This is a genomic window from Anabaena sp. CCY 0017 (assembly GCF_963920885.1).
Taxonomy (GTDB): Bacteria; Cyanobacteriota; Cyanobacteriia; order Cyanobacteriales; family Nostocaceae; genus Nodularia.
In genome coordinates this window covers 1-20,582 of sequence record NZ_CAWUDG010000042.1, presented here as the reverse complement: position 1 = coordinate 20,582, position 20,582 = coordinate 1, and the positions used below count along the sequence as shown (strand labels likewise).

The following is a 20,582-nucleotide window of genomic DNA, read 5'->3' as shown; positions in this document are numbered from 1 at the left end:
AGTTTTTGCGATCGCTTGTTTTTTCTCCGACTTCACAAAATCGCGTTGCTCCCGTATAAACTAGCTTTTTACGCAGATACCAAGGCAGGGCAGGATGAATTTTGTAAAGATTTTCAGCAATGTGTTCCAGAATACCTACTTCTGTTGCCTCATGAAGAATTTTGAGCCAATCAGCTTTTTGCATCTGCGTCCCAAAAACTTCTTGATAGCTATGTCCATACTCGTTATCAGAACTTTCTGAGAATAAATAGAGCCAATCAAGGCTAACTCTCTCAGAAAACAAACCCAAAAACGGTAAATGTCGGCGCGTCTTTTCCGACAACTTAGCAAAAGAATAATCCAAAGACACCGTGAGAGATAAATCTCTCCCCTCTTCCTCAGCACCAGAAAAAGTATCTAATCCTAGTCGCAAAGCTTCAATTAACTGTAATGGATTCTGCGTTTTCAAATGTGGTAAAATCACCCGCAACGATAATGGATGTCCCGCCAAAAGTTTCAACAAATCTAAATATTGTTTGGAAAGTTTCGCCCTATCTACCCCCACCATTTGCAGAATCTTCGCTGCTAATTCCTCTACATTTTGCTCACGTAGTCCATGCAAATTCACTAAACTGTAAGCGCAATTAAGCCAAGATTCTTCACGACGGCTAGTAATTAATACCCAAGATTTACTACCACGCAAATCTTTGAGAAATCGTTGTAAATTCTCTCTCTCACTTGCACTCAATAACGGCTCATTTCCTGCTGGAAACCCCGCTACAGGTTCAAAGTTATCCCAAATTAGCAAACAATCGTTATTTTTTAAGTAGTTTAATACAGCTTGTTGTTGTTTCTCAGCCGCATACTGGAAAAATTTATCTTCCCAAACCTTCCTACCCACTTGATTGATAACATTACTTAAAGTTGCGCCATGTTCAAAGGAAATAAAGAATATCAAAGAGCGTCCTTGAGTCTCATCTAACCATCGAGCCAAACCGCCAGCTAACTCAGTTTTACCCACGCCTCCCATACCTTGCAACAGCACAATATTGTTTTGGCGAAATGCTCGCTCTAACTGCAAAATATCATAATCTCGCCCAATAAAACCGTAGCTTCCCTCTTGGGGAAAATTCACCAAATTACTAACAGTTTCTTCAAAGTAACTTTCAATATTATCAACTATATTTGCAGGTGTAAAAGGCGTATAGTTTTCTTGTTGGTATAGCACTGGCACTAGCCAATCTTGTAGCGGTTTATCTCCTTTGGGACTAGGACGGTGTGGCTGATTTAAAACTTGTTTTCGCCCTGCGCTAACTGCTGTTGACAGGTTTTTACCTGCTGCTAACTCCCCATACAAACGCCCCATAAAATGTTTAGCAGCTTGGGCATAGACACTATAAGCCATTGCTACTACACCCTTAGCTCCCAAAGAAACTAAGCGTGTAGCTACTGAAGAAAAACTCCCTTCTCCCTCCTGAGCAGATTTGCAAGCGTTCAAGACAAAAATCGGCACACGACAATCTGCTAAATTTTGAGCGATTTGCGCTGCTGTGATAATTTGTGGTGAACCATCAAACGCCTCAAATATTAAAACTCCTTGTCCTGCAATACCGAAGCTATGCTGAAATCCTTGGCTGTCCGGGTCAAAATTACCATGTCCATCAAAGTGAACAATATGATAAAATCCTGGTTTATCATTTAGTTCCCGTTCAAACTGCTCAAAGCTAGGCGGACGCAAAACTTTAATATTGACTCTTTTCCGAATATTTGATAATGACTCTAAAAGAGGACGAGCAATGGTTTTGAGGGCAATATCTTTTTCACCATAAGGTCTGGCAATTACTAACAAAATATTGAGTTGATCTTGGGGTAATTTTCCCATTTCTGCCCGAATAGGATAGTCGCTGAGACTGCGAGACATACCTGCTAAGGAAGGAGCGAGAAATAGGCGATCGCTTGGTGAGTAAAGCAATTCCCAAGGCAAATTTAGCACTGCTGGATTATCAGAAATAATCACCAAATCGCACTGATTCAAACCTTCAGAAGTCGCAGCCTGAAAAAATTGTCGTGCTTGTTCACTACTACGAAATACCAACTCAAATAACTGCTCTCCCCAAGTCTGCAATTTCTGCTCAATCCTGGCGGCAATGTCCGGGGCTAGTCCATAGGGCTGACGCAAGTAGTCTTCCAGATACCAGCGTAAATCGTCTAATACTTTTTCATCAAATGGATGCTCAAAAGGTACTGCTGATGCAGTGCGACGATTAGCTTGTCCTCGTTGCCAAGAAAGTTGAATCGAATTTCCCTCATGAGTAATCTGCAAGCAATTTTTCGCCATGTTTGCGGTTCTTTTAACTGATTAATTTCATTTTATATCAGGAGGTGCTAGTTGGGTTTTTTCAAAACAGTTTTGCAAAGCTTTAATTTTAGTTCGTCTTCTAGGTGTTTTTGGTGCTGCTTTACTCTCGTAAATCATCATCAGTAAAGATAATTCCCTCGGACTCAATTACCTCTCTAAATTTTTGTAATTCATCCCAGAAATTATCTCTTTACTGAATCAACAGACAACAGCATAGTAAAACTATGATAAAATCTCCCTCAATGTACAGTTAAATATGTATTATAATAGAAAGTAATAGCTAATTGAAAACCTCAACAATTATTGAAGAAAAACAATGAATATTGAGCAGAAAGTTTTAGAAGTATCAGGAGTAGAGATTACCAAATATATCTTAATAGATTTACAAAAACTCTCCTCTTGCTCTGGAGAACCCATAGCATCTGTTTATGCAGATAATTTACTGCGTACCATGCGTGCTATGCGCGATAAATTACCTTTTGACCCCTATACAGAAGTGATAATTGCACTGCATGATGCACTGGCATATTCTAACCGTTGGATTGACTATAATGCCCGTCAATACCAAGGAGTTTGTGAACTACTTACATCCCTAGTGAATCAAGAAAAAATCAACAATTTATCAGTCGAAACAGCGATTTTAACTCTGGAAAACTTAGGCTTTGATACCCTACCGTTCGGTGTCATACTTGACGAAAACCCTGATATAGCCCAAGACGAGGAATAACACAAAATGGATGATACATCTATTCGTGAACACTTTTTAGATACCTCAGTTCTACGTTCTTTGTTACTAAGTACGCAAGTCTACAAGCAATATTTTGAATCTCAATTTAATGACCAACCGCTTTATATTTCTAATTACGTACAGATGGAAATGAGGCGCAGTTATCTGATTAATCTTATTTCCTTCTACTTTGTGCTGCGCCTGGAAACTATAAATAATATTGGGGATGCTATTGCACTGTGGAGCAATAGATTTAAAACCAGCGAACTTAAAGCTATTTTACAGCTTATTCCCCAACTGTTTAGCACACACCAACTCAATTTTAGTAGTGTTCAAGATAAAGAAAAAGCTATCTCGATTTTAGGAATTTATATCAAACGGTTTGAATTTCTACTCAGAAAAAAGTTTAATAATACTAATACTGATTCTACCACCTGTACCCGCGCCCTTGTACCGCTTATCCTTGACTTACAAAATCTGGCTGCTGGATTAAAACAGTTTGCTGATGAATTTGGAGATGTAAAAAATTGTCGAAGCAAATGTCAAATTGACCAATTTCTTTTAGTGCAATACCGTCCAGAAATTGAGCAATTAGTTCAAATTGCTTCTCAACTACCCAAAAACTCAAATACTAGAGGATTTATCAATATTGCCAATAATTTAAAAGAAATATTAGCTCAAGGAGCAGCCGCCTGCGACTGCAAACGTTGTGAAAAGATTGGAGATGCTGTTATTGCTTTAAATGCACCCCGGAATATGCAATTAGAACATACTGATAATTCATTTAATTATTTATGTTCAACCATTAATCAACCTCATTATAAGCATCCTTCAGAGACTCACATCGTTGCAAAATCATAAATCTTTGGAAAATTATTATTGCATTGATAGAAAAATAACTATGTGAATTCGGAGTTTACTTATGTCAATTTAATATCTTCCCCCATTGGGGGATTTTTTAGGGCAAAGAGCGAAAAACACCGCCATGAACACGCCCAATTATAATGCCTTGCTGCAAAGCCTTTGGACACCACCTACCACACCCATTACAGAAAATTCCCACTCAAATCACCATCTGACTGAACCAACAGATATCACCGAATTTCTCGGTGAAGAATTACTCTGGCAACAAACAATTCCCGCCACAGAACCTGATCTCAAAAATATCCCTCAAGACCTACCAAAGCAATTAATTACAGCCTTGCAATCATTAGGAATTAACCAACTCTACTCTCACCAACTAAAAACTCTACGCGCCATTAGACAAGGTAAAAGTTTAATCCTCACCTCTCCCACAGCCAGTGGTAAAACCCTCAGCACATACCCCGCCATTATCGAAGGTTGCATCAATGAAGAACACCGAGCCTTAGCATTTTATGGACTGCGAGCCTTAGCACTAGACCAGTGCCATAAAATCTCGCAACTACTCTCCAGCATACCCACAAAATCTCGACCTGTCATGGCAATGCTCACCGGAGATGTCAAATCAGAAAAACGAGAACAAATCCTCAAAAGTGAACCGCATATATTAGGTGTAACTCCCGAATTAATCCACTTTCAACTCAAGCAAACCTGGAAATCTGCACCTTGGGCAAACTTTTATCAGCGACTGCGCTATATATTGATTGACGAAGCACATACCCTTGCCGGCAGCTATGGCGCAAATATGACATGGCTAATGCGGCGCATCAAACTAGCCGTAGACCATTACGGTGGTGACTCCCAGAAACTGCAATTTATTTTCCTCAGCGCCACTTGTGGTAATCCTAAACAACTAGCACTGAAAATCTCTGGCTTAAAACCCACTAAACTCAACCCCAAACCCCTGATTTGGATTCGCAAAAGTGGAGCCGCTTCACCACCCAGACAAGTAATTGTCACTCAACCTAGTTATAATTTAACAGCCGACACTGCGGGAATCATTCACTTTTTACACCATCAAGGTAAGTCAGGTATCGCCTTTTGTAACTCTCGCCGCAGTGTCCGGGAAGTCACAGAACTGTTAAAATCCCACCAAGTAGCCGCATTTTACAGTGGCATCACCTCTGAGCGTCGGGCAGAAGTAGTTAACCAACTCCAGTCAGGTATAATTAAATGGATTATTGCCACAGAAGCATTAGAAGCGGGAATTGACTTACCAGAACTAGAATGTTGTGTATTACGGGGCTGGCCAGGCTCCAAAATGGCCTATCAGCAACGCAGTGGTCGAGCCGGACGTTCTCAGCCTGGAATCACCCTGCTGCTTCCCAACGCCCTCAATCCCATTGACTGCTACGTAGCAGAACATCCAGAAATGCTGGTATCTGGAGAAGTGGAAGAAGTATTCTTTAATGACCAATATCCCATCTTTGCCGCCAAGCATTTGATGTGTGCAGCCGCAGAAACAGGCATCCCCACCCACAAAATCAAACACTATTTTGGCACAACCGCTTTCGATGTCGCAAAACTTTTGTTAGCCCAAGGACATCTGAATAAAGGTCGCAATGGCTTGTGGGCTAAAGGATATCCCCATAAAGATGTGAACTTTCGGGGTGGTTTATCTCAAACTACCATCAAGTTAGTAGATGCCACATCAGGGGAAGAACTAGAAGAAATCTCCGCAGACATTGCTCACCGTGAAGTTCATCCCCAAGCCATCTACAAACGACAAGATGCTCATGGACAAATGCTAACTTATCAGTGCATTTCCCTCGACCTCAACAGTAAACGAGCCATATTAAAACAGATAGCAGATAGCCCACTTTTTACCGTTGCAGGTACAGAATCACAAACCAGTAGCCTGACGGTGCTAACTGACCCAGTAAAATTACCATTGCTGTTTTCTCCAAATTGTGAAATCGACAACTGTCAAGAATACTTAACCCTGGAACTGAGTTTTGGTGAAGTTAAGCACATTACCAGTGGTTACAATTTAATGACGCAAATTTATGAGCAGACTTGTTTGAATAAGCGGTGTCTTAACTACAAAGAACCTTTACCGCAACACCAGCGTTGTCCCCTTTGTCACAAACTCACCCGCAAAGCTGTGATTGTGAAAACCCTGTCTGAAGAAAAGTTTGAGCAGCCTTTTCTCACCCAGTTTTCCGCCCCAATGGTGAAAGTAACGATGAACTCAAGTGCGCGGGAATACATCCAGCAATTTGCTAAAACCACCAGAACCCGTCTGACTCGCAGTGGAGAACCGATTCCCCCTGGTTATCAACAGTTGTGGGAATATTCGAGTATTTTGATTGCTATCCACAGCTTTGGGCATCAAATTATGAGAGCATTACAGCTAGTGGCTAGAGTTGACCCCAAACAGGTAAATTTTACAGTGGTGCAGGAAATTGGGGAAAATCACAATTACACGGGTTATTTCTATGATACCAGTGATGGCGGCAATGGTGCGGCGGAAGCTGTGTTTAAACATCTGCCAAACCTGGCTGATGCGGCTGGGGTCATAGCACGAGATTGTCATTGTGATACTGGTTGTGCTAAGTGCCTAATTCAGCATGGCTGTCCTGATGGAAATACTGCTTTATTGAAGCAAATGGGTTTAGTGCTATTGGATGCCATAACCTCCGGTCGGTCGGAGACCATCGCTTCCGGTGGGGCGTAGCATCGTCGCTTACGAGATGCTGCGCCAACCAGACTGACCCGCAAAATCTCTACACCCGATAAATAATTACATTAAACTGGGATGATAGGAACAGCACAATAACAAAGTTGGTTATTTTCTGTTATTCCCAGTACAATTATTAGTACAAGCTTTTTTAGAGGTTGCACATGAACGTTTCTCTAACTATCGAACTAGAAAAGTGGGTACAATCTAAAGTTGAAAGCGGTATGTATACTTCCGCGAGTGAAGTGATTCGGGAAGGGCTACGGTTACTCAAAGAACAGGATGCCCTGAAACAAATACGCCTGGCTGAATTACGACGAGAAATTGAACAAGGTATTGATAGTGGAGAATCTACACCTTTAAACATGAGTGAAATCATTGTTAAAGCACAACAGCAACGGCAGGAGAAACAGTCCAGATAATGCCTATTCTTCTGAAGAAACCCCTTGCGGAAGCTGAGGCGATTTAATTACAAAAATACTACAGAAGACAGTAGCAGCTTATCGCTGCATGGGAGAGATGTAATTTTATCTCCACCATGCCAGTAATTAATCTTGCTGATATTCAACAACTTACTAAAACTCAACAACAAATCTTATTACCCAATCAAAAATATCAGCCAAATCGCTCTGGTTTTGACCCTATGATTGCAGATAACTTCCATTTGCTGATGAAACAATTCTTTTTAGGATTGCCTGTAGAACCTTTATTAAATGCCCATCCTCAAATTGCTCAGTGGCTGACTCAAATACAGGAACTTGCACCAGAACTTTTTCAAACTCGTAAGAAGTTATTAGTCGATAACCCAGTGATTGCGCCTCTGGCAATTCAGAGCGATAATTATTTTATTCAAGTTATCACAAATATAGCCTTTAAACAAGGTATTCCCAGACTTTATGAATGGGCTGTGCGTCATCCTCAGTTAAGCTGGCAAGACCGGGTAAAGTTGTGGACTACGGCTAGACAATACTCAGTTATTCCTAACCAAATGCAACTGGTGATTTTAGCAGTACATCCTGTTAAACCACCCCAAAGATTAGATATACGCTGGAAGCAAAAGCAGCATAAGCAGACAGAGCGATGGTTAATTAAATTACTCAGTCAAACTCAAGACAATAATTTAACATCAAATCAAGCCAATCAGGAATTATCATCAATGGTAAATTTAGACGATATTTCTGAAATTATCATATGAACTACCATGCCCGTTTTCTATCCTTGTAATCCAGGAGTTTGATAGACTCGTGGGGGAAAATTCTCCAAAACATCAGGTTCGCTATCATGAGATTCCGGTGCAGGTGCGACATCTTCATCTGGTAATGGCAACATTCGCCCGGCTGCTTCAATTCGTTCATACAGTGCTTGTGTCAGCATTTTCAGATCAGGTATTGTCATCTGATTTGACAAAGCAGGTCTAACTTGTTTCTCCCAAAGAGTTTCACTTTCGGCTGCTCTTTTTTTATCAGCTTTGGATACGGGAATAATTAAAGGATAGGGAATAGAAGCTTGTCCGCCGGAACTATAACCAGGACTGGTAATTACGCATTTACCTTGCGGAAACTTCAATATTTCATCAGCACTGATTACAGGCATTTTTTGCAAGTTCTCAGAGAAGCTAATTGAACGGCTCATTTGTCCGCCAAGCGATCGCCCCGTGGTACGATTTTTAATCAGCACTTCTTTCTCACCGTAGCGTTTGGAGTAATCCTCAGCCGTTTTGTAGTTACCAGGGTTAAATAAAACATGAGTACTACAAGCTGAGGCGATCGCACTTCCCATTTTATCGCCATAAATATCGTAAAGTTGTTCTAAACTTTGGATACCCAAGATAAAACAAGCACCATTGGAACGATACTCATTAATCCACTGTGGTAATCTGTCTAATTTGATAGATGGCAACTCATCCAAAGAAATAATCAACGGGTCTTTGCGGGGACGGCTCAAATTACCAACAATCATTAAGTGCATGGCAACTGCCAACAGCGGCCCCACCACACTGCGGCGTTCATCATCCAGCTTAAACACCACCATTTCTCTACCTGACAGCTGAGTGGGAATATCCGATTTACCGATAAATGCCCGTAGCAAATCAGCTTGAATAAAAGATGAAAAAGTCCCTGCGGCTGTGGTCAAAATTCCCGAAATAGTCTTTTCGGCATCCTTAGCACTCAAAAATTGAATAAATGAAGTTGCGACCCACTCATCCAACCTTTGAGACTGTACCGCATGGTCAAGACGTTGCACCAATTTCGGCAACCGCAGCACAGCGTACAGCATCGCCATATCTGGGTAAGCTGAACCCTTAACTAACTGCAACAGTGCTTTAGCTAACAAGTCCCCAGCTTTTGCAAAGAACTCATCACTTTTACCCCCACTGGCAGCATTGCGGTTAATCACTTGGCCAATTTCCCCTGCCATCACTCCATCACGGGCATCACGCATATAATCCAAAGGATTGATGACACCGCTAAATGGTTCACCAGGGGCAAATACACGCACCTTGTAACCATAACGTGCTGCTAAGGGTGCATGGAGTCGTAGCTGGTCTCCCTTTTTGTCGTAGAGGATAATCGGGAAACCTTGCTGCATGGAGCTTTCCAGCATCCTGTCGATAGTAGAGTAGGTTTTACCTGACCCAGGCGCACCTATTACCAGTGTTCCCCGTTCAGCATTGGGAAACCAAACTGTCGGTGCTGCACCCAGGATAATTTGTAAATTAGCCATTAACCCCCGTGTTTTGCCTTTAGCCCAATAGCGAGGCGTACCAGACCACAGAGTCACTTTATTGTGTTGATGCTGCTTGATTTGCTGGAGTGCTAAATTAGTTGCTGCTAGTTTCTCGCTGACACCGCAGACTTTACCAGTAGTGATTTTACCTTGACCAGTACCACTGATTTGTAAGAACAGTAAAACAAACAGCATTCCACCGATCATCATCCAACCTTGGGGATTATTATATTCTTGAAGTAACTGGCCAAAGTCGATACTGGCTAGGGGTGCTGGGTAAGGTGACACCTCAATTAATGTCGAGTTAGCAGTAATATGGCTGTCTGGTAGATACTTCTGGTAAAGGTTCATAGTCATGAAAAATGCGTTTACCAGAAATTTTAGCTACCAAGTCCAAGCTAAGTAATTGACCTGATGGACATTTTTTTAGGGATTTCACTTAGCTACAATTTTATGCCATTTAATCACTAAATTTTGAGGCTAACGCCTCATACCTTGGACAATCATTATTTATGTAGTCCAATGGTGAAATCCAAAGTGACAAACAACTCTAATCGCCCCCATCAATCAACTGCCAAAAACACCGCTTCTAAACCTAAAACTCCCAGAACCAGAGCCAGTGATACCGAAGCTTCTACCTTTGAAGAAACAGACTTTGAAATTGACCCAGAACTCTTCGATGATCACTATAACCAAGTTCGCAAACCGATTCTTCCCTATGGTATTGTCGTTAACGATAAACCTGCGGGACTTTTGATTCCAGAAGACCAGTTAGAAAAGGCTGGTTGGCTGGATATCCCGGAAGAAGACGATTTAACTACTGTCACCTTGACTGAAGATGTTACCGGACTATTAATTACTGAAGCCAAGGTACTTGTTTTAGGTTTTGCACCAGAGTATATCCGTTATAAATCAGATGTTGAAGATTTGGGTGGTTCCTTTGTAGGGCTTTATGACGATTATAAACATAGCCTTGACAAGAAAACAATGGATGTCTGTTCAGAACACGCATTGATATTTTTGGATGATAATAATCAACCATTACACACTAATCCTGTTGTTGTTCGGTTCAAAAATGTTGCTCTTTGGAGTTTTAAGTCAGTACGTGAAGAATTTTATCGCTCATTAGAGAAGACCTTTGCTGACTATTTTCAAGTACCATTTAGTGGTAAAAGTGATAGATGGCGGAGTTTAGGCGTGCTGGAACTTGAGTTCAAAGCAGTTAAAGAAGGTGAAGGCAAGAATAAACATAACTGTTGTAAAACTGTAGATTACACGAAACCCACAGTTGAAAATTTGCCACAACTTTATTTGGGTACACCCACAGCTAAAGCTTTAATTTGGCAACAGCATGATGCCATCGCTGGTTTTAACGAATTGCAATCTCTGCCATCTTTACCCGGAGAATCGGTGTCTGTAGACGTGGAAGTGTTGCAACCAAACAAGAATAGCAAGAATAGAAACAAAACTCAAAATGTGCGTAAATCCAAACCAGCAACCAAGCCACCTCGCAAAATACAAGTAATTGAGCATGAAGATGACGACTTCCTGGATGAACTCGACGATTTAGCAGATGAATTAGACGATGATGACTTTGAATTTCAGGAAGATGATCAAGAATAACTCAATGCAATTATATTGCCTGTTTTGAATCGAAAAATCTGTCGTAGTCAGAAAACTAGGGCAGATTTTACCTAGTGCAATAGGGGTTAAATCAATTCAAAATTCAAAGTTATCAATGCAAAATTCAAAATTAAAGACAAGTAGTGGAAGCTTGTAGCTTGCTTAGAGTAGGGTAATCGCCACTAAACAATGTAAAAAAATGTCAACCTATTAACTTTGAGAACTCTTAGCAGGAGCAAAAAGTTGACTACCAGCAAGTGTATAGCTATCATTATTGAAACAATAATTTAATTGCCGGAGTTGGTTTTGTGCTGTTTGCAGTACCTGAATACATGGTAATGCCCTACCTCGGTTTTCTCCTACTGCCAACAACTGACTTCCTGGTGGTAAATTGGGCGAAAAATAACGCAATAATACCTGAATTATTGGTTGATTTTGTCTGAACCAGTAACCAACATACAAACAACCCAACTTCCCGCAAACATCTGGAGTGTTGAAGTCAAAAACTGTCAACTTGCCGTCTTTTCCGGTAACACTCCAAGCTCGGATATTTTTAGCAGCAGCTTGGGGATTTAACTGAGTATTTTCTACAATTACTTGTGACAATACAGAAGCAGGTACAACATTAACAGCTGGATTCCAAGTAACCGTTGCCGCATTTACGCTACAGCCTCCTAAACCCATCAACATAGAAAGCAGTAAAAAGATACTTAAACCAACACGAAACCAATATACCCAGTAACGTATCCTCATGGAAGGTTTTGGTAATTGATCACCAGTGGTATGCACTGTTTGAGATTGTTGAATCAAGGCAGAATCAAGAGTTTTTGTCTCTTCTGCTGTAGCTTGCCCCAAGTGTGTTTTTGAATACAACTTAGTTTCAGGTATTTGGTTGACCTCATGGGGTGAAATCATGGAAGGTTTAGCTAAATTTGTCATCAGTATTCCCTCCTATTTTCAGGATTGCTTGAGTTCATATGCAAATCGCTGTCCACTGGGGACACAGGTGAGGGTTTGACTGTGGTCATGGCTGTGACGATAATTAGCTAAAGCAGTTTTGCCGTAATCTTTCAGGCTAAGACGACCAAAAGCATCAGAACCGCTTCCATCAATTAAACTGTAATTACCACCAAAATGCTTTTGAGCTACTCGCTCAATCAGGCGCTCGCCAGTAAAATGCTCCCCGGTAGTGGGGTCAATTTCAGCTTGAGTTACCTCGATTTTATCAGCCATATCAGCCAGAAATGCCTGTTCTTGGTCAGCCGTTGGAAAGAACTGAAACAGTTCCGCCTCTGTAGGTTTATATCCTTGCTCGACTCGACTCAGAAACTCTTGTCCTCCTGGTTTAGCAACAATTAACTCCACTGCATAGGGGTTATAACTCATCAACTGGTAACGACCAAGAGCGCGACCACAATTTAAACCCTGATCCGCACAAGTATACACACCGATAGCTCTGTCATCTCCACTACCAGCACTTTCAATTTTCGCAATGGCATTTCCCAGCGAACGCAGATTTATCTCATCCCCTGATTGACTGCTCATTGAGCCATGCGGACTGGTGAAATTGCAAGGATTCATTTGATTTGTCCCTGTCGCATTTTCAGCAGAATTACTACTCACCTGTGTTTTTGCACCCGTGGGGATAGAAGTCGTCTGGGAACTCGACTGACTCCCACTGTCCAAATTGCCGACAAACATCAAAGCATTGACCTTGTAACTGAAAAAAGGAATTGGCCCAATAAAGTAAGGTGTACAGCCCATCCGCCAAGCACAAAAGCGCAAGAATAAAGCTGTATCTACCGTATCTGTAGTTTCATCAGGTTCCATCACCACTACTTTAAACGCTTTACCAAAAGGTAGCCTTCCTGTTGGTTCCCGACCGTTGTTAACTGCCTTGAGGATACCCCAGCCCCCTTCTACTTCCTGGTATTTACCGGAAATCCACTGCTTACCTTCGAGTAAACTGCGCTCGCCACGACCTGCATTTTCTAAATCATCTAGTTCTAAATAAGCACAGTCTCTTTGAGTACAAGGCACAGAAAACCCTTGCACGTCTGAGCCAGAAATTGTCTGGTTACGCCGATTTTCGGCTCGTCCATAGACTGCATCAATCCGCATGACCAAGTTACCAATTTTCGTGATCGGATTGGGCATCAATGCTAACGGTACTGCCCCCAAACCAGGAATATTTTTGACAAAACTGTTCATCCAATTGCTCAACTCTTTGATTTGGACTGCATCTACATTAGGAATGGCAGTGAGCGGAAACTGTGATAAATCAATTTCTTCTAATTTCCTTTGTCCAACTTCATACTGTGTTAATACTTGAGCTAATGTTAAATTAGATGCAGCAATTCCCTGAGACTGTAGTAACTTGGCAACAGGTGTAATGTCTTTAACTGATGTTTGCGCTAATTCTGGAACAACTTCAGCTAAATGGCTCAATGTCTGCTCACCAATCAGGGGAAATTCACTCAAAGGTATTTTGTTTAAATCTATACTGTCAAACTCGTCAGTGGTCTCTGGCCAGGTGCGAAGGGCGATGGCCTGCGGGTGTGCGCGGAGCGCAATCGCCTGCAAAGAAAACTCCTCTGCCTGGAAAGCTTCGCTGATATCTCCCAACTTCAAATACTGGTCAGGAGTCATACCCACATTCCAAGTGCGACTCAGGTCATAACCCAGAGCTTGGCTGTAGGGACTGCCATCAATTGCACCAGATTGACCGATTCCCGGTAATTGGCTCAGAGAAATCCGGTTCCAGTCTGGCAGCAAAATTTTAGTTGCAGGCAATCGAGATTGCGGATTTGCCACCTCTACAATTTTAGTTGGTAAATTGCCATCATCAAATCTATTGGTTAAAGCTGGTGTCGCCACACCATAAATCATAAAACTAATGACAACCAGAATAAATATCCATGTTTTGGGGATGTTCATGATTCCGATTTTCCAACTTAAGAGTGATGCATAAAGCCCTTTGGCAATTTAAAATGCCAAACTCAAAATGCACAAAGATTCGGTTTTTTATTTTTAATTTTGCATTGATAATTTTGAATTGATTTGACGTAAATCCCAAATCCAAAATTAAGTGACACCTCAATTAGCTCCCGTATTTGCGTGAACAAAAACTCTTGAACAAAAACTATATTTCTGGTTACTACTGGAGTGGAGCTTGCCGCGAAAATATGATTCACAATTCTAGCTCTGGGGATGCTGACTGTTGACATTTTTGAGACTTATAACCAGAACCAGAACTATATCCTGGCAACTTAGGATTGGGATGAGCCGCAGATTCTGTATAAGGTGTATCCCCAAAGTTTACTTCAAAGACATTCTCTTGATAACCATCTTGAAAATTATCTGTTACCCAAGGATTATCAGTATCTTCAGAAATTGATTGTTCCACACTGTCAGCTTCAGATTGATAACCACTACCAGTCTTACCAGAGCCACTTGGCTCATCATCAAGTTGTTGGTTAATTGTCGGTTCGTTGTTCATTGGCATGACCTCAAAAATCTATCAATGCCAGCGTAAAAAGATTTATCAAGCATCTGCATCAACCAATTGGATATTAATTTTTTAGCCTATTGGCTATTTTTGGTGATGCGCTCATATCGAGATGACAAATGGAGCAAATAAATTTCATTCCCTCAGAAGTCATGGCAGAAATCAGTAATGGTAATAGTGCCAAACTGCCAACCAATACCTTAAAGTTGTTGCAAATTCTGGCAACCTTAGACACACCTAAAGAAATCTTGGCGTGCCTTTTAGAAATCGCTGAATTTTCTCGGCATCATGTTCGCTACCTTGCCGGTCCGTTAGTAATTCATCGCAGTCCTTGGAGTGATATGATTCCCCAGTGGCTAAAGTTTGCTTGTATTCAAGAGCGTTTAGAACTGATTTGCACTGAATACGAAAACAATCAAATTGGTGAATATGCTACAGCCGCAGAAGTTCTCACTTACATCATGCCTGCAACTTACGAAGCACCTTTACACAGAGACTATGCTGACCTTTATATTTGGCTAGGAAATGAGGTGTTAATCAAACATGATAAATTACCCAAAAATTGCCAGAGTTTTTATGAATCACTCGGTGATGCTGCGACACAGAATATGAGCAGTTATCCCACTGTTCATTTTAATCGGGTAAAAAATGAATTCAACTATCTGAGTAAATCAATTCGCCGCAGCGTTGTTCAACACGCAAAACAAGAAGGATGGGGTAAGCGTTTGATCAAGTCTAAATTAGACTCAACTAAAAATCCACCAACTCCTCAAACTTTTGCCAATTCAACTGTGCAAATTAGCTTGTTTTAAATTAGCGATTGGGGATGAGGTATTGGCAAACAATTTGGGATTGGCGTTAGCAAAGCGGCGAATATTTTGGATGAAAGGTAGATGAAAGTGCAATCTAAAATCCCCAGTCCTTAGTACAGGTTGGCGGAAATAGCACAACCATTTTAAATCAATGAACAGCCTATTTTATCAGCTTTTGTACGGGCATCTTGCAATATGCCCCTGCTGAATTTTGACTTCACGGCGCTACTAGTACCTAATCCCCAGTCTAACTTTATGTTAAATTTGAAGCAATTGCTTCTGGTTTTGTGAACAAATATTCTCAACCTAGAAACCATGAATACTCAACAAATTCAAGAAGTTTTAAATTACCTGCTCATTGCTATTATAGCCTTTGCTGCTATTGTGATTGTTGTTGATTTTATCTGTGGCTTAGTCCATTTATGGCATCAAGTTACACTTAACATTGAATCTTCTCTCAACAGTTCAACTTCTGAGCAATTGCACGTTGAATTTAGTCCTCTTCAGGAGTCTCTGAATGTGGACAATCCCCAGCCATCAACTAACAGTATTATATCAGAATCGTCACCGGAAACAGACAACTGTGTGAGCATTGATATAGCAAAAATTGATTTACGCACAGCTAGAAAAATTGCCAGTGCCATAAAAAAAGCTTCCCAACGAAATCCTGACTTAATTATCCCACAAAAAATCAATGGTAAAAGTGTGACCTTAGCTTGGTTGCAAGCCCAAATTCAGCATCGTTTAGAACTGGCACCCGAAATGGGAGCAACCATTCTTCAAGAGTTAGCACCTACTGCTTTGATATCTGAGCGACTAAATCTTGACCATTCTAGCATGGCTTAAACAGATAAAAGTTAATTCAGTTAAACAGATAAAGAGAGGAATATTCACTCTTTTTTACCTCTCTTTTATCCTTGTAACACCGGAATATTTTCAACTGAGTATATATATAAGCTATCGCTTCTTGGTGGCAAATTCCAAGTTAATTCATGATGGCTTGCAGAAATCAATACAAATCACCAGATGATTCATCCTCCAGAATATACTCTTGTTTCCCATGTTTCAACTCTTAATTTGGTTCTCCCACCTTTGTTGAAATCAGAAGTTTTAGCCATAGATTGTGAAACTACAGGACTTGACCCTTTAACTGACTCTATTAAACTGATGCAAATAGCTGTACCCAACCATCCGGTAGTGCTGATTGATTTACCAGCTATTCCTCAAAGCCATCGCTCACTTTTAAAAAAACTCCTTGGTAACTCGGCGCTCAAAATTGCTCATAATGCCAAGTTTGACTGGCAATTTCTCACCCAAGCCCGACTTAAACCGAATGGGCGTTTCTTCGATACTCAACTTGCTTACCAAGTTTTGAATGCTGGAATCAAAACCAGTGCATCTTTACAAAATGTCACTGCTCAACTGTTGCATATTCAACTCGACAAAACCCAACAAATGAGCGATTGGCATCAACCGTTTACCCAAGCACAATTGCGGTATGCTGCCTGGGATGCTGCCATATTGTTGCAACTTTACCCCATTTTGCTGAAGAAATTAAAACAAGCGAAATTATTCAAAATCGCCCAACTAGAATTTCGCTGTATGCCCGTTGTGGCTCAAATGGAACTGAATGGAATGTTGTTTGACTTGTCCCAATGGCAGATATTGGGTGCCAAGTTAGAGGCTAAAAAAACCACAGCACTGCAACAGCTTAAACAACTGCATCTGGCTGGTAATGCTCAAATGTCCCTACTACCAGAACTCACGGATACTATCAATCCTAATTCACCCCAGCAAGTTTTAGCTGCTCTCCAGGCTATGGGCATTGACCTCAAATCAACTAACCAAAAAGATTTAATTCCTTTAGCCCAGGAATATCCGGTGATTCAGGCACTTTTGGATTATCGCCACCTCTCCAAAATCACAACTACACTTACTGATAGCCTTCCTCAACACATTCACCCAAAAACAGGCAGAATTCACCCAAACTACTACCAATTAGGAGCTAGGTCTGGTAGATTCTCCTGTCGTCACCCACCGTTGCAAACTATTCCCCGTGATCCTGCGGCTCGAAATTGCTTTATTGCTGCACCAGGCTACCAAATTTTAACAGCTGATTATTCACAAATTGAGTTAAGGATTGTGGCTCGTCTTAGCGGTGATTCTAGAATGCGGCAAGCCTACCGTCAAGGTTCTGACTTGCATCGACTCACAGCCGCCCTGGTGACTGGTAAGCCTATCAGCCAAGTTACTCAAGAGGATCGCCGATTGGCTAAAGCTGTTAACTTCGGATTAATCTACGGTATGGGGGCTGCCAAACTTTGCATCTATGCCGAAATTAAATATGGGGTAACGATGACACTCGCAGCAGCAAAGGCTTTTAGAAAGCGGTTTTTTCATGCTTATTCTGGGGTGGCTGAGTGGCATGAAACTATCAAACGAGCTTATATCCGGGGGACTAAGGAAAGCCGTACCCTCGCTGGGAGAAGGCGCAAGTGGGCTTCGCAGCCCAGGTTAGCAGAAATGCTTAATCATCCTGTGCAAGGTCTAAATGCTGATATTAACAAATTGGCTATGGCTAAACTTTTCCAACCATTGGCTGAGACTAATGCCAAGTTGATTTGCATTGTCCATGATGAAATTATACTGGAATGTCCAGAGACTATGATTGACCAAGTTAGCCATATTTTACACAATTGTATGGTGGCTGCTGCCCAAAAGTTTCTCTCCCCTATTCCCGTTGTTATCGATATTAAGGCATCAAATACCTGGTGAATCAGTTATCAGTCAACAGTTATCAAGCCCGCCACCAACGCCTACCACTAATCGGCTTTCAATTAACGTCGATATAGTGGGGGAGGAAAACTACCCACATTGACCTTTTTTGAATTGATAATGCGCGAATTGTTTAGTGGCGATTACCCTACGCCAAGCAAGCTACAAGCTCCCACTAATTGTCTTTAATTTTGAATTTATTTGACTGGTAACTGTTAAAAAGCTCAGATGCTCCCTTAACAGTCTGCTTACGCAGATTTAGAGTAAATCAAGATTTTTCAGCCTCATTTGAGCTAAATCTTGGTGATGGCAAAGCAGATTAAATACTGATTTAACAGTATTGTTAAGGAGTATGATATGACTTATTCTGAGCAATTAAAACCTTGGTGTATTGTCCGATATCTTCCCAACCAAGAAAATATTGTTGTACAAAGATTTCGCCGACGTGATGATGCTGTTGCTTATCTGCTCGTCTTGAAGCAGTCAGGCAGAGATATTGCTTTTCAAATCATTTTTCAGACTCAAAACGTCAAGATACCACGCCAAAATGAAGCTGCCTTCTTCAAGAGATAATCCCCAATTGTTGCGGACTAAACAACTGTGTTCCATCATTTAATTGGATGAAAGAGTCCATCGTCACCAAAACGCCACCCAACAGAACCAGGATCTTTCGACCTGCACCATCTTTCAAAGTCCTTAGAACTCTGATTATTTCGTTCTCGCTCTAAAGTAGCTAAATCCACACCCAATCTTTTAGCCAGATTTACCCCCTGATACGCTTGCAGTTCTAACTGCGGTGGATGATATTGGTAGGACTGCCTTCTTTGAGGAGTTGCAGAACGCTGCCCAAGTAAAGAAATAGCCCCTTCGATTTGTGCCAATCTCAAAGATATGGCTATCAAGACAGCAAAAAAGCTGAAGGGAAGTGACCGAAGACAATTCATGGCAGAGGTGGTGAAGGGATGGGGACGAGGAGGAGCAACAATAGCAGAACGAGAACTAGGATGGAATAGACGGACAATTCGGAAAGGGATGCAAGAGTTAGAGCATGGAATGTCGATAGCAGACTCATTCCGACTCAGAGGCAGCAAACCAATTGAACATAGATTGCCAAACTTACTGTCAGATATACGCTCAATTGTAGAGCCACAAAGCCAAACAGACCCAAGTTTTGATAGTACCCGTTTGTATACAAGACTATCAGCAGCGCAAGTTCGTCATCAGTTGATAGAAATCAAAGGGTATCAAGATCAAGAACTCCCAACAGCGGAGGTAATTCGACAACGATTAAATCAACTAGGTTATGGATTAAAAAGGGTGGCTAAAACAAAACCAATCAAACAGATACCAGAAACAGAAGCCATCTTTAAAGAAGTTAACCGCATCAATCAGCAAGCAGATGATGACGCAACAACATTGAGAATTTCTATAGATGCCAAGGTGGGAATCAAAATTGGAGAGTTCGACAGAGGCGGAAAGACCCGTGCCAAAACTGTGGCATACGACCACGACTTTTCAACTTTTCCAGCAATTACCCCTTACGGCATTTTTCTGCCTGAAGGGAGCGAATTATTTCTATTTTTCGTACAGTCGAAACTAACTGCTGATTGTATTGTTGATATTCTTGAGCAGTGGTGGATGAGTGTCAAAGACCGCTTTGCTCACATTCATAAATTGGTTATCAACCAAGATAATGGGCCAGAAAACCATTCCCGACGGACTCAGTTCATGTATCGTATCCTTGAGTTCGCTCAGAAATTTCAACTAACAATTCAACTAGCTTATTATCCTCCTTATCACAGTAAATATAATCCTGTCGAACGCGCTTTTGGTTGGCTTGAGCAACATTGGCGTGGTAGCTTACTCGACAGTGTTGACACCGTACTCCGGTTTGCTTCTACCCTAACTTTCAAGGGCAAAAATCCTGTAGTTACTTTGGTTGAGAAAATTTATCATACAGGAGTTAAACTTACACAACAAGCAATGGAGCAAATCGAAGAGCAGATTTCCCGCTTACCAACTTTGAAAAAATGGTTTGTGGAAATCTTTTGTCGAAGTGACTAAACTTTTGGATCATTTTTTACTTGGAACACTCTTAATAGCTTCGTTGCCACAGAGAAACTAGAAGTTAAGAACATGACCAGTAAGGCTAAAAAAGGTACACTTCGGCAAAGCTCAGTGACCAAACGCAAAAAGCAAAAAGCTGGTTTGAATAAGTCGATACTCGATGTAGGTTTTGGAATGCTACGCAGTACCATCAAGTACAAAGTAGAACAAATTGGTGGTGTGTTTGTGGAAGTTCCAACTAAGAAAGTAAAGCCTAGTCAAACTTGTCCTAAATGTGGTCATCAACACAAGAAAACACTTGATATTAGAGTTCACGAGTGTGGTGTTTGTGGATATATTCAAGACAGAGATACAGCACTTCCGTCTATTATGAGGTACACTTGATTAAAATATAAATACTTTTA

The 20,582-nt window shown here is 41.2% G+C and carries 17 protein-coding genes and 1 pseudogene; 12 read left to right on the top strand and 6 right to left on the bottom strand.

Translation table 11 applies throughout. From position 1 onward, the window contains the following. Positions 1-2,317, bottom strand: a 2,317-nt coding sequence (locus tag ACM0OW_RS24535) for a CHAT domain-containing protein (protein WP_414553163.1), incomplete at its 3' end; no start/stop codon positions are given. Between the two features lie 337 nt (positions 2,318-2,654). Between ACM0OW_RS24535 and ACM0OW_RS24530 the strand changes: the two genes are divergently transcribed. The 5 genes from ACM0OW_RS24530 to ACM0OW_RS24510 all read left to right on the top strand — a co-directional run bounded on the left by ACM0OW_RS24530 (position 2,655) and on the right by ACM0OW_RS24510 (position 7,861). Further along, on the top strand, positions 2,655-3,065 hold the full coding sequence (locus ACM0OW_RS24530; protein ID WP_414553161.1) for a hypothetical protein: 411 nt from the start codon (positions 2,655-2,657) through the stop codon (positions 3,063-3,065). Positions 3,066-3,071: 6 nt separating this feature from the next. After that, positions 3,072-3,926: a hypothetical protein gene (locus ACM0OW_RS24525; protein ID WP_414553159.1), complete on the top strand. Its 855-nt coding sequence runs from the start codon at positions 3,072-3,074 to the stop codon at positions 3,924-3,926. Between the two features lie 124 nt (positions 3,927-4,050). Then, the gene (locus ACM0OW_RS24520; protein WP_414553157.1) at positions 4,051-6,663 is read left to right on the top strand and encodes a DEAD/DEAH box helicase; all 2,613 of its coding nucleotides are present in this window, start codon (positions 4,051-4,053) and stop codon (positions 6,661-6,663) included. A 167-nt stretch (positions 6,664-6,830) separates the two neighbouring features. Next, positions 6,831-7,088, top strand: coding sequence for a type II toxin-antitoxin system ParD family antitoxin (locus tag ACM0OW_RS24515; protein ID WP_323215871.1), 258 nt, complete (start codon positions 6,831-6,833; stop codon positions 7,086-7,088). A gap of 116 nt (positions 7,089-7,204) precedes the next feature. Continuing rightward, a complete protein-coding gene (locus tag ACM0OW_RS24510) occupies positions 7,205-7,861 on the top strand; it encodes a hypothetical protein (protein ID WP_414553156.1) in 657 nt (218 codons plus the stop codon). A 17-nt stretch (positions 7,862-7,878) separates the two neighbouring features. On the opposite strand, the gene ACM0OW_RS24505 is transcribed toward ACM0OW_RS24510, so the two are convergent. Further along, positions 7,879-9,744, bottom strand: a complete 1,866-nt coding sequence (locus ACM0OW_RS24505) for a type IV secretory system conjugative DNA transfer family protein (protein WP_414553154.1) — start codon at positions 9,742-9,744, stop codon at positions 7,879-7,881. A gap of 171 nt (positions 9,745-9,915) precedes the next feature. On the opposite strand from ACM0OW_RS24505, the gene ACM0OW_RS24500 reads away from it, so the two are divergent. Next, complete coding sequence (locus tag ACM0OW_RS24500) at positions 9,916-11,016, top strand: DUF5895 domain-containing protein (RefSeq protein WP_414553153.1); 1,101 nt, start codon at positions 9,916-9,918, stop codon at positions 11,014-11,016. Positions 11,017-11,226: 210 nt separating this feature from the next. Here the strand turns inward: ACM0OW_RS24500 and ACM0OW_RS24495 are convergent, their stop codons facing one another. The 3 genes from ACM0OW_RS24495 to ACM0OW_RS24485 all read right to left on the bottom strand — a co-directional run bounded on the left by ACM0OW_RS24495 (position 11,227) and on the right by ACM0OW_RS24485 (position 14,515). Further along, positions 11,227-11,955 carry a hypothetical protein gene (locus ACM0OW_RS24495; protein ID WP_414553152.1) on the bottom strand — a complete coding sequence of 243 codons (729 nt, stop codon included), beginning with the start codon at positions 11,953-11,955 and terminating at the stop codon, positions 11,227-11,229. An 18-nt stretch (positions 11,956-11,973) separates the two neighbouring features. Further along, entirely contained in the window at positions 11,974-13,953 is a 1,980-nt protein-coding gene (locus ACM0OW_RS24490; protein ID WP_414553151.1) for a M23 family peptidase, read from the bottom strand. 253 nt (positions 13,954-14,206) lie between these two features. Then, on the bottom strand, positions 14,207-14,515 hold the full coding sequence (locus tag ACM0OW_RS24485; RefSeq protein WP_414553149.1) for a hypothetical protein: 309 nt from the start codon (positions 14,513-14,515) through the stop codon (positions 14,207-14,209). 128 nt (positions 14,516-14,643) lie between these two features. Between ACM0OW_RS24485 and ACM0OW_RS24480 the strand changes: the two genes are divergently transcribed. From ACM0OW_RS24480 to ACM0OW_RS24465, 4 genes are all read left to right on the top strand, one after another. After that, positions 14,644-15,336 (top strand): hypothetical protein, encoded by a 693-nt coding sequence (locus ACM0OW_RS24480; protein ID WP_414553148.1) that lies wholly within the window; start codon positions 14,644-14,646, stop codon positions 15,334-15,336. A gap of 315 nt (positions 15,337-15,651) precedes the next feature. Beyond that, positions 15,652-16,182 (top strand): hypothetical protein, encoded by a 531-nt coding sequence (locus ACM0OW_RS24475; RefSeq protein WP_414553146.1) that lies wholly within the window; start codon positions 15,652-15,654, stop codon positions 16,180-16,182. A gap of 180 nt (positions 16,183-16,362) precedes the next feature. After that, positions 16,363-18,111, top strand: a complete 1,749-nt coding sequence (locus ACM0OW_RS24470) for a bifunctional 3'-5' exonuclease/DNA polymerase (RefSeq protein WP_414553145.1) — start codon at positions 16,363-16,365, stop codon at positions 18,109-18,111. A 357-nt stretch (positions 18,112-18,468) separates the two neighbouring features. Further along, positions 18,469-18,684: a hypothetical protein gene (locus tag ACM0OW_RS24465; protein WP_227788765.1), complete on the top strand. Its 216-nt coding sequence runs from the start codon at positions 18,469-18,471 to the stop codon at positions 18,682-18,684. Positions 18,685-18,719: 35 nt separating this feature from the next. Here ACM0OW_RS24465 and ACM0OW_RS24460 read toward each other — a convergent pair whose 3' ends face one another. Next, complete coding sequence (locus ACM0OW_RS24460; RefSeq protein ID WP_414553144.1) at positions 18,720-18,992, bottom strand: hypothetical protein; 273 nt, start codon at positions 18,990-18,992, stop codon at positions 18,720-18,722. Positions 18,993-19,002: 10 nt separating this feature from the next. On the opposite strand from ACM0OW_RS24460, the gene ACM0OW_RS24455 reads away from it, so the two are divergent. Together ACM0OW_RS24455 and ACM0OW_RS24450 are read left to right on the top strand one after the other, a co-directional pair. Then, complete coding sequence (locus ACM0OW_RS24455) at positions 19,003-20,175, top strand: ISAzo13 family transposase (RefSeq protein WP_414553143.1); 1,173 nt, start codon at positions 19,003-19,005, stop codon at positions 20,173-20,175. A 33-nt stretch (positions 20,176-20,208) separates the two neighbouring features. Further along, positions 20,209-20,556 (top strand): annotated as a pseudogene (locus tag ACM0OW_RS24450) (zinc ribbon domain-containing protein); the annotation flags it as partial. Between the last annotated feature and the right edge of the window lie 26 nt (positions 20,557-20,582).

Excerpts from the sequence above, each read along its gene's own strand:
- ACM0OW_RS24530 (WP_414553161.1), top strand. The coding sequence starts at position 2,655 with ATGAATATTGAGCAGAAAGTTTTAGAAGTATCAGGAGTAGAGATTACC.
- ACM0OW_RS24525 (WP_414553159.1), top strand. The coding sequence starts at position 3,072 with ATGGATGATACATCTATTCGTGAACACTTTTTAGATACCTCAGTTCTA.
- ACM0OW_RS24520 (WP_414553157.1), top strand. The coding sequence starts at position 4,051 with ATGAACACGCCCAATTATAATGCCTTGCTGCAAAGCCTTTGGACACCA.
- ACM0OW_RS24515 (WP_323215871.1), top strand. The coding sequence starts at position 6,831 with ATGAACGTTTCTCTAACTATCGAACTAGAAAAGTGGGTACAATCTAAA.
- ACM0OW_RS24510 (WP_414553156.1), top strand. The coding sequence starts at position 7,205 with ATGCCAGTAATTAATCTTGCTGATATTCAACAACTTACTAAAACTCAA.
- ACM0OW_RS24505 (WP_414553154.1), bottom strand. The coding sequence starts at position 9,744 with ATGAACCTTTACCAGAAGTATCTACCAGACAGCCATATTACTGCTAAC.
- ACM0OW_RS24500 (WP_414553153.1), top strand. The coding sequence starts at position 9,916 with ATGGTGAAATCCAAAGTGACAAACAACTCTAATCGCCCCCATCAATCA.
- ACM0OW_RS24495 (WP_414553152.1), bottom strand. The coding sequence starts at position 11,955 with ATGACAAATTTAGCTAAACCTTCCATGATTTCACCCCATGAGGTCAAC.
- ACM0OW_RS24490 (WP_414553151.1), bottom strand. The coding sequence starts at position 13,953 with ATGAACATCCCCAAAACATGGATATTTATTCTGGTTGTCATTAGTTTT.
- ACM0OW_RS24485 (WP_414553149.1), bottom strand. The coding sequence starts at position 14,515 with ATGAACAACGAACCGACAATTAACCAACAACTTGATGATGAGCCAAGT.
- ACM0OW_RS24480 (WP_414553148.1), top strand. The coding sequence starts at position 14,644 with ATGGAGCAAATAAATTTCATTCCCTCAGAAGTCATGGCAGAAATCAGT.
- ACM0OW_RS24475 (WP_414553146.1), top strand. The coding sequence starts at position 15,652 with ATGAATACTCAACAAATTCAAGAAGTTTTAAATTACCTGCTCATTGCT.
- ACM0OW_RS24470 (WP_414553145.1), top strand. The coding sequence starts at position 16,363 with ATGATTCATCCTCCAGAATATACTCTTGTTTCCCATGTTTCAACTCTT.
- ACM0OW_RS24465 (WP_227788765.1), top strand. The coding sequence starts at position 18,469 with ATGACTTATTCTGAGCAATTAAAACCTTGGTGTATTGTCCGATATCTT.
- ACM0OW_RS24455 (WP_414553143.1), top strand. The coding sequence starts at position 19,003 with ATGGCTATCAAGACAGCAAAAAAGCTGAAGGGAAGTGACCGAAGACAA.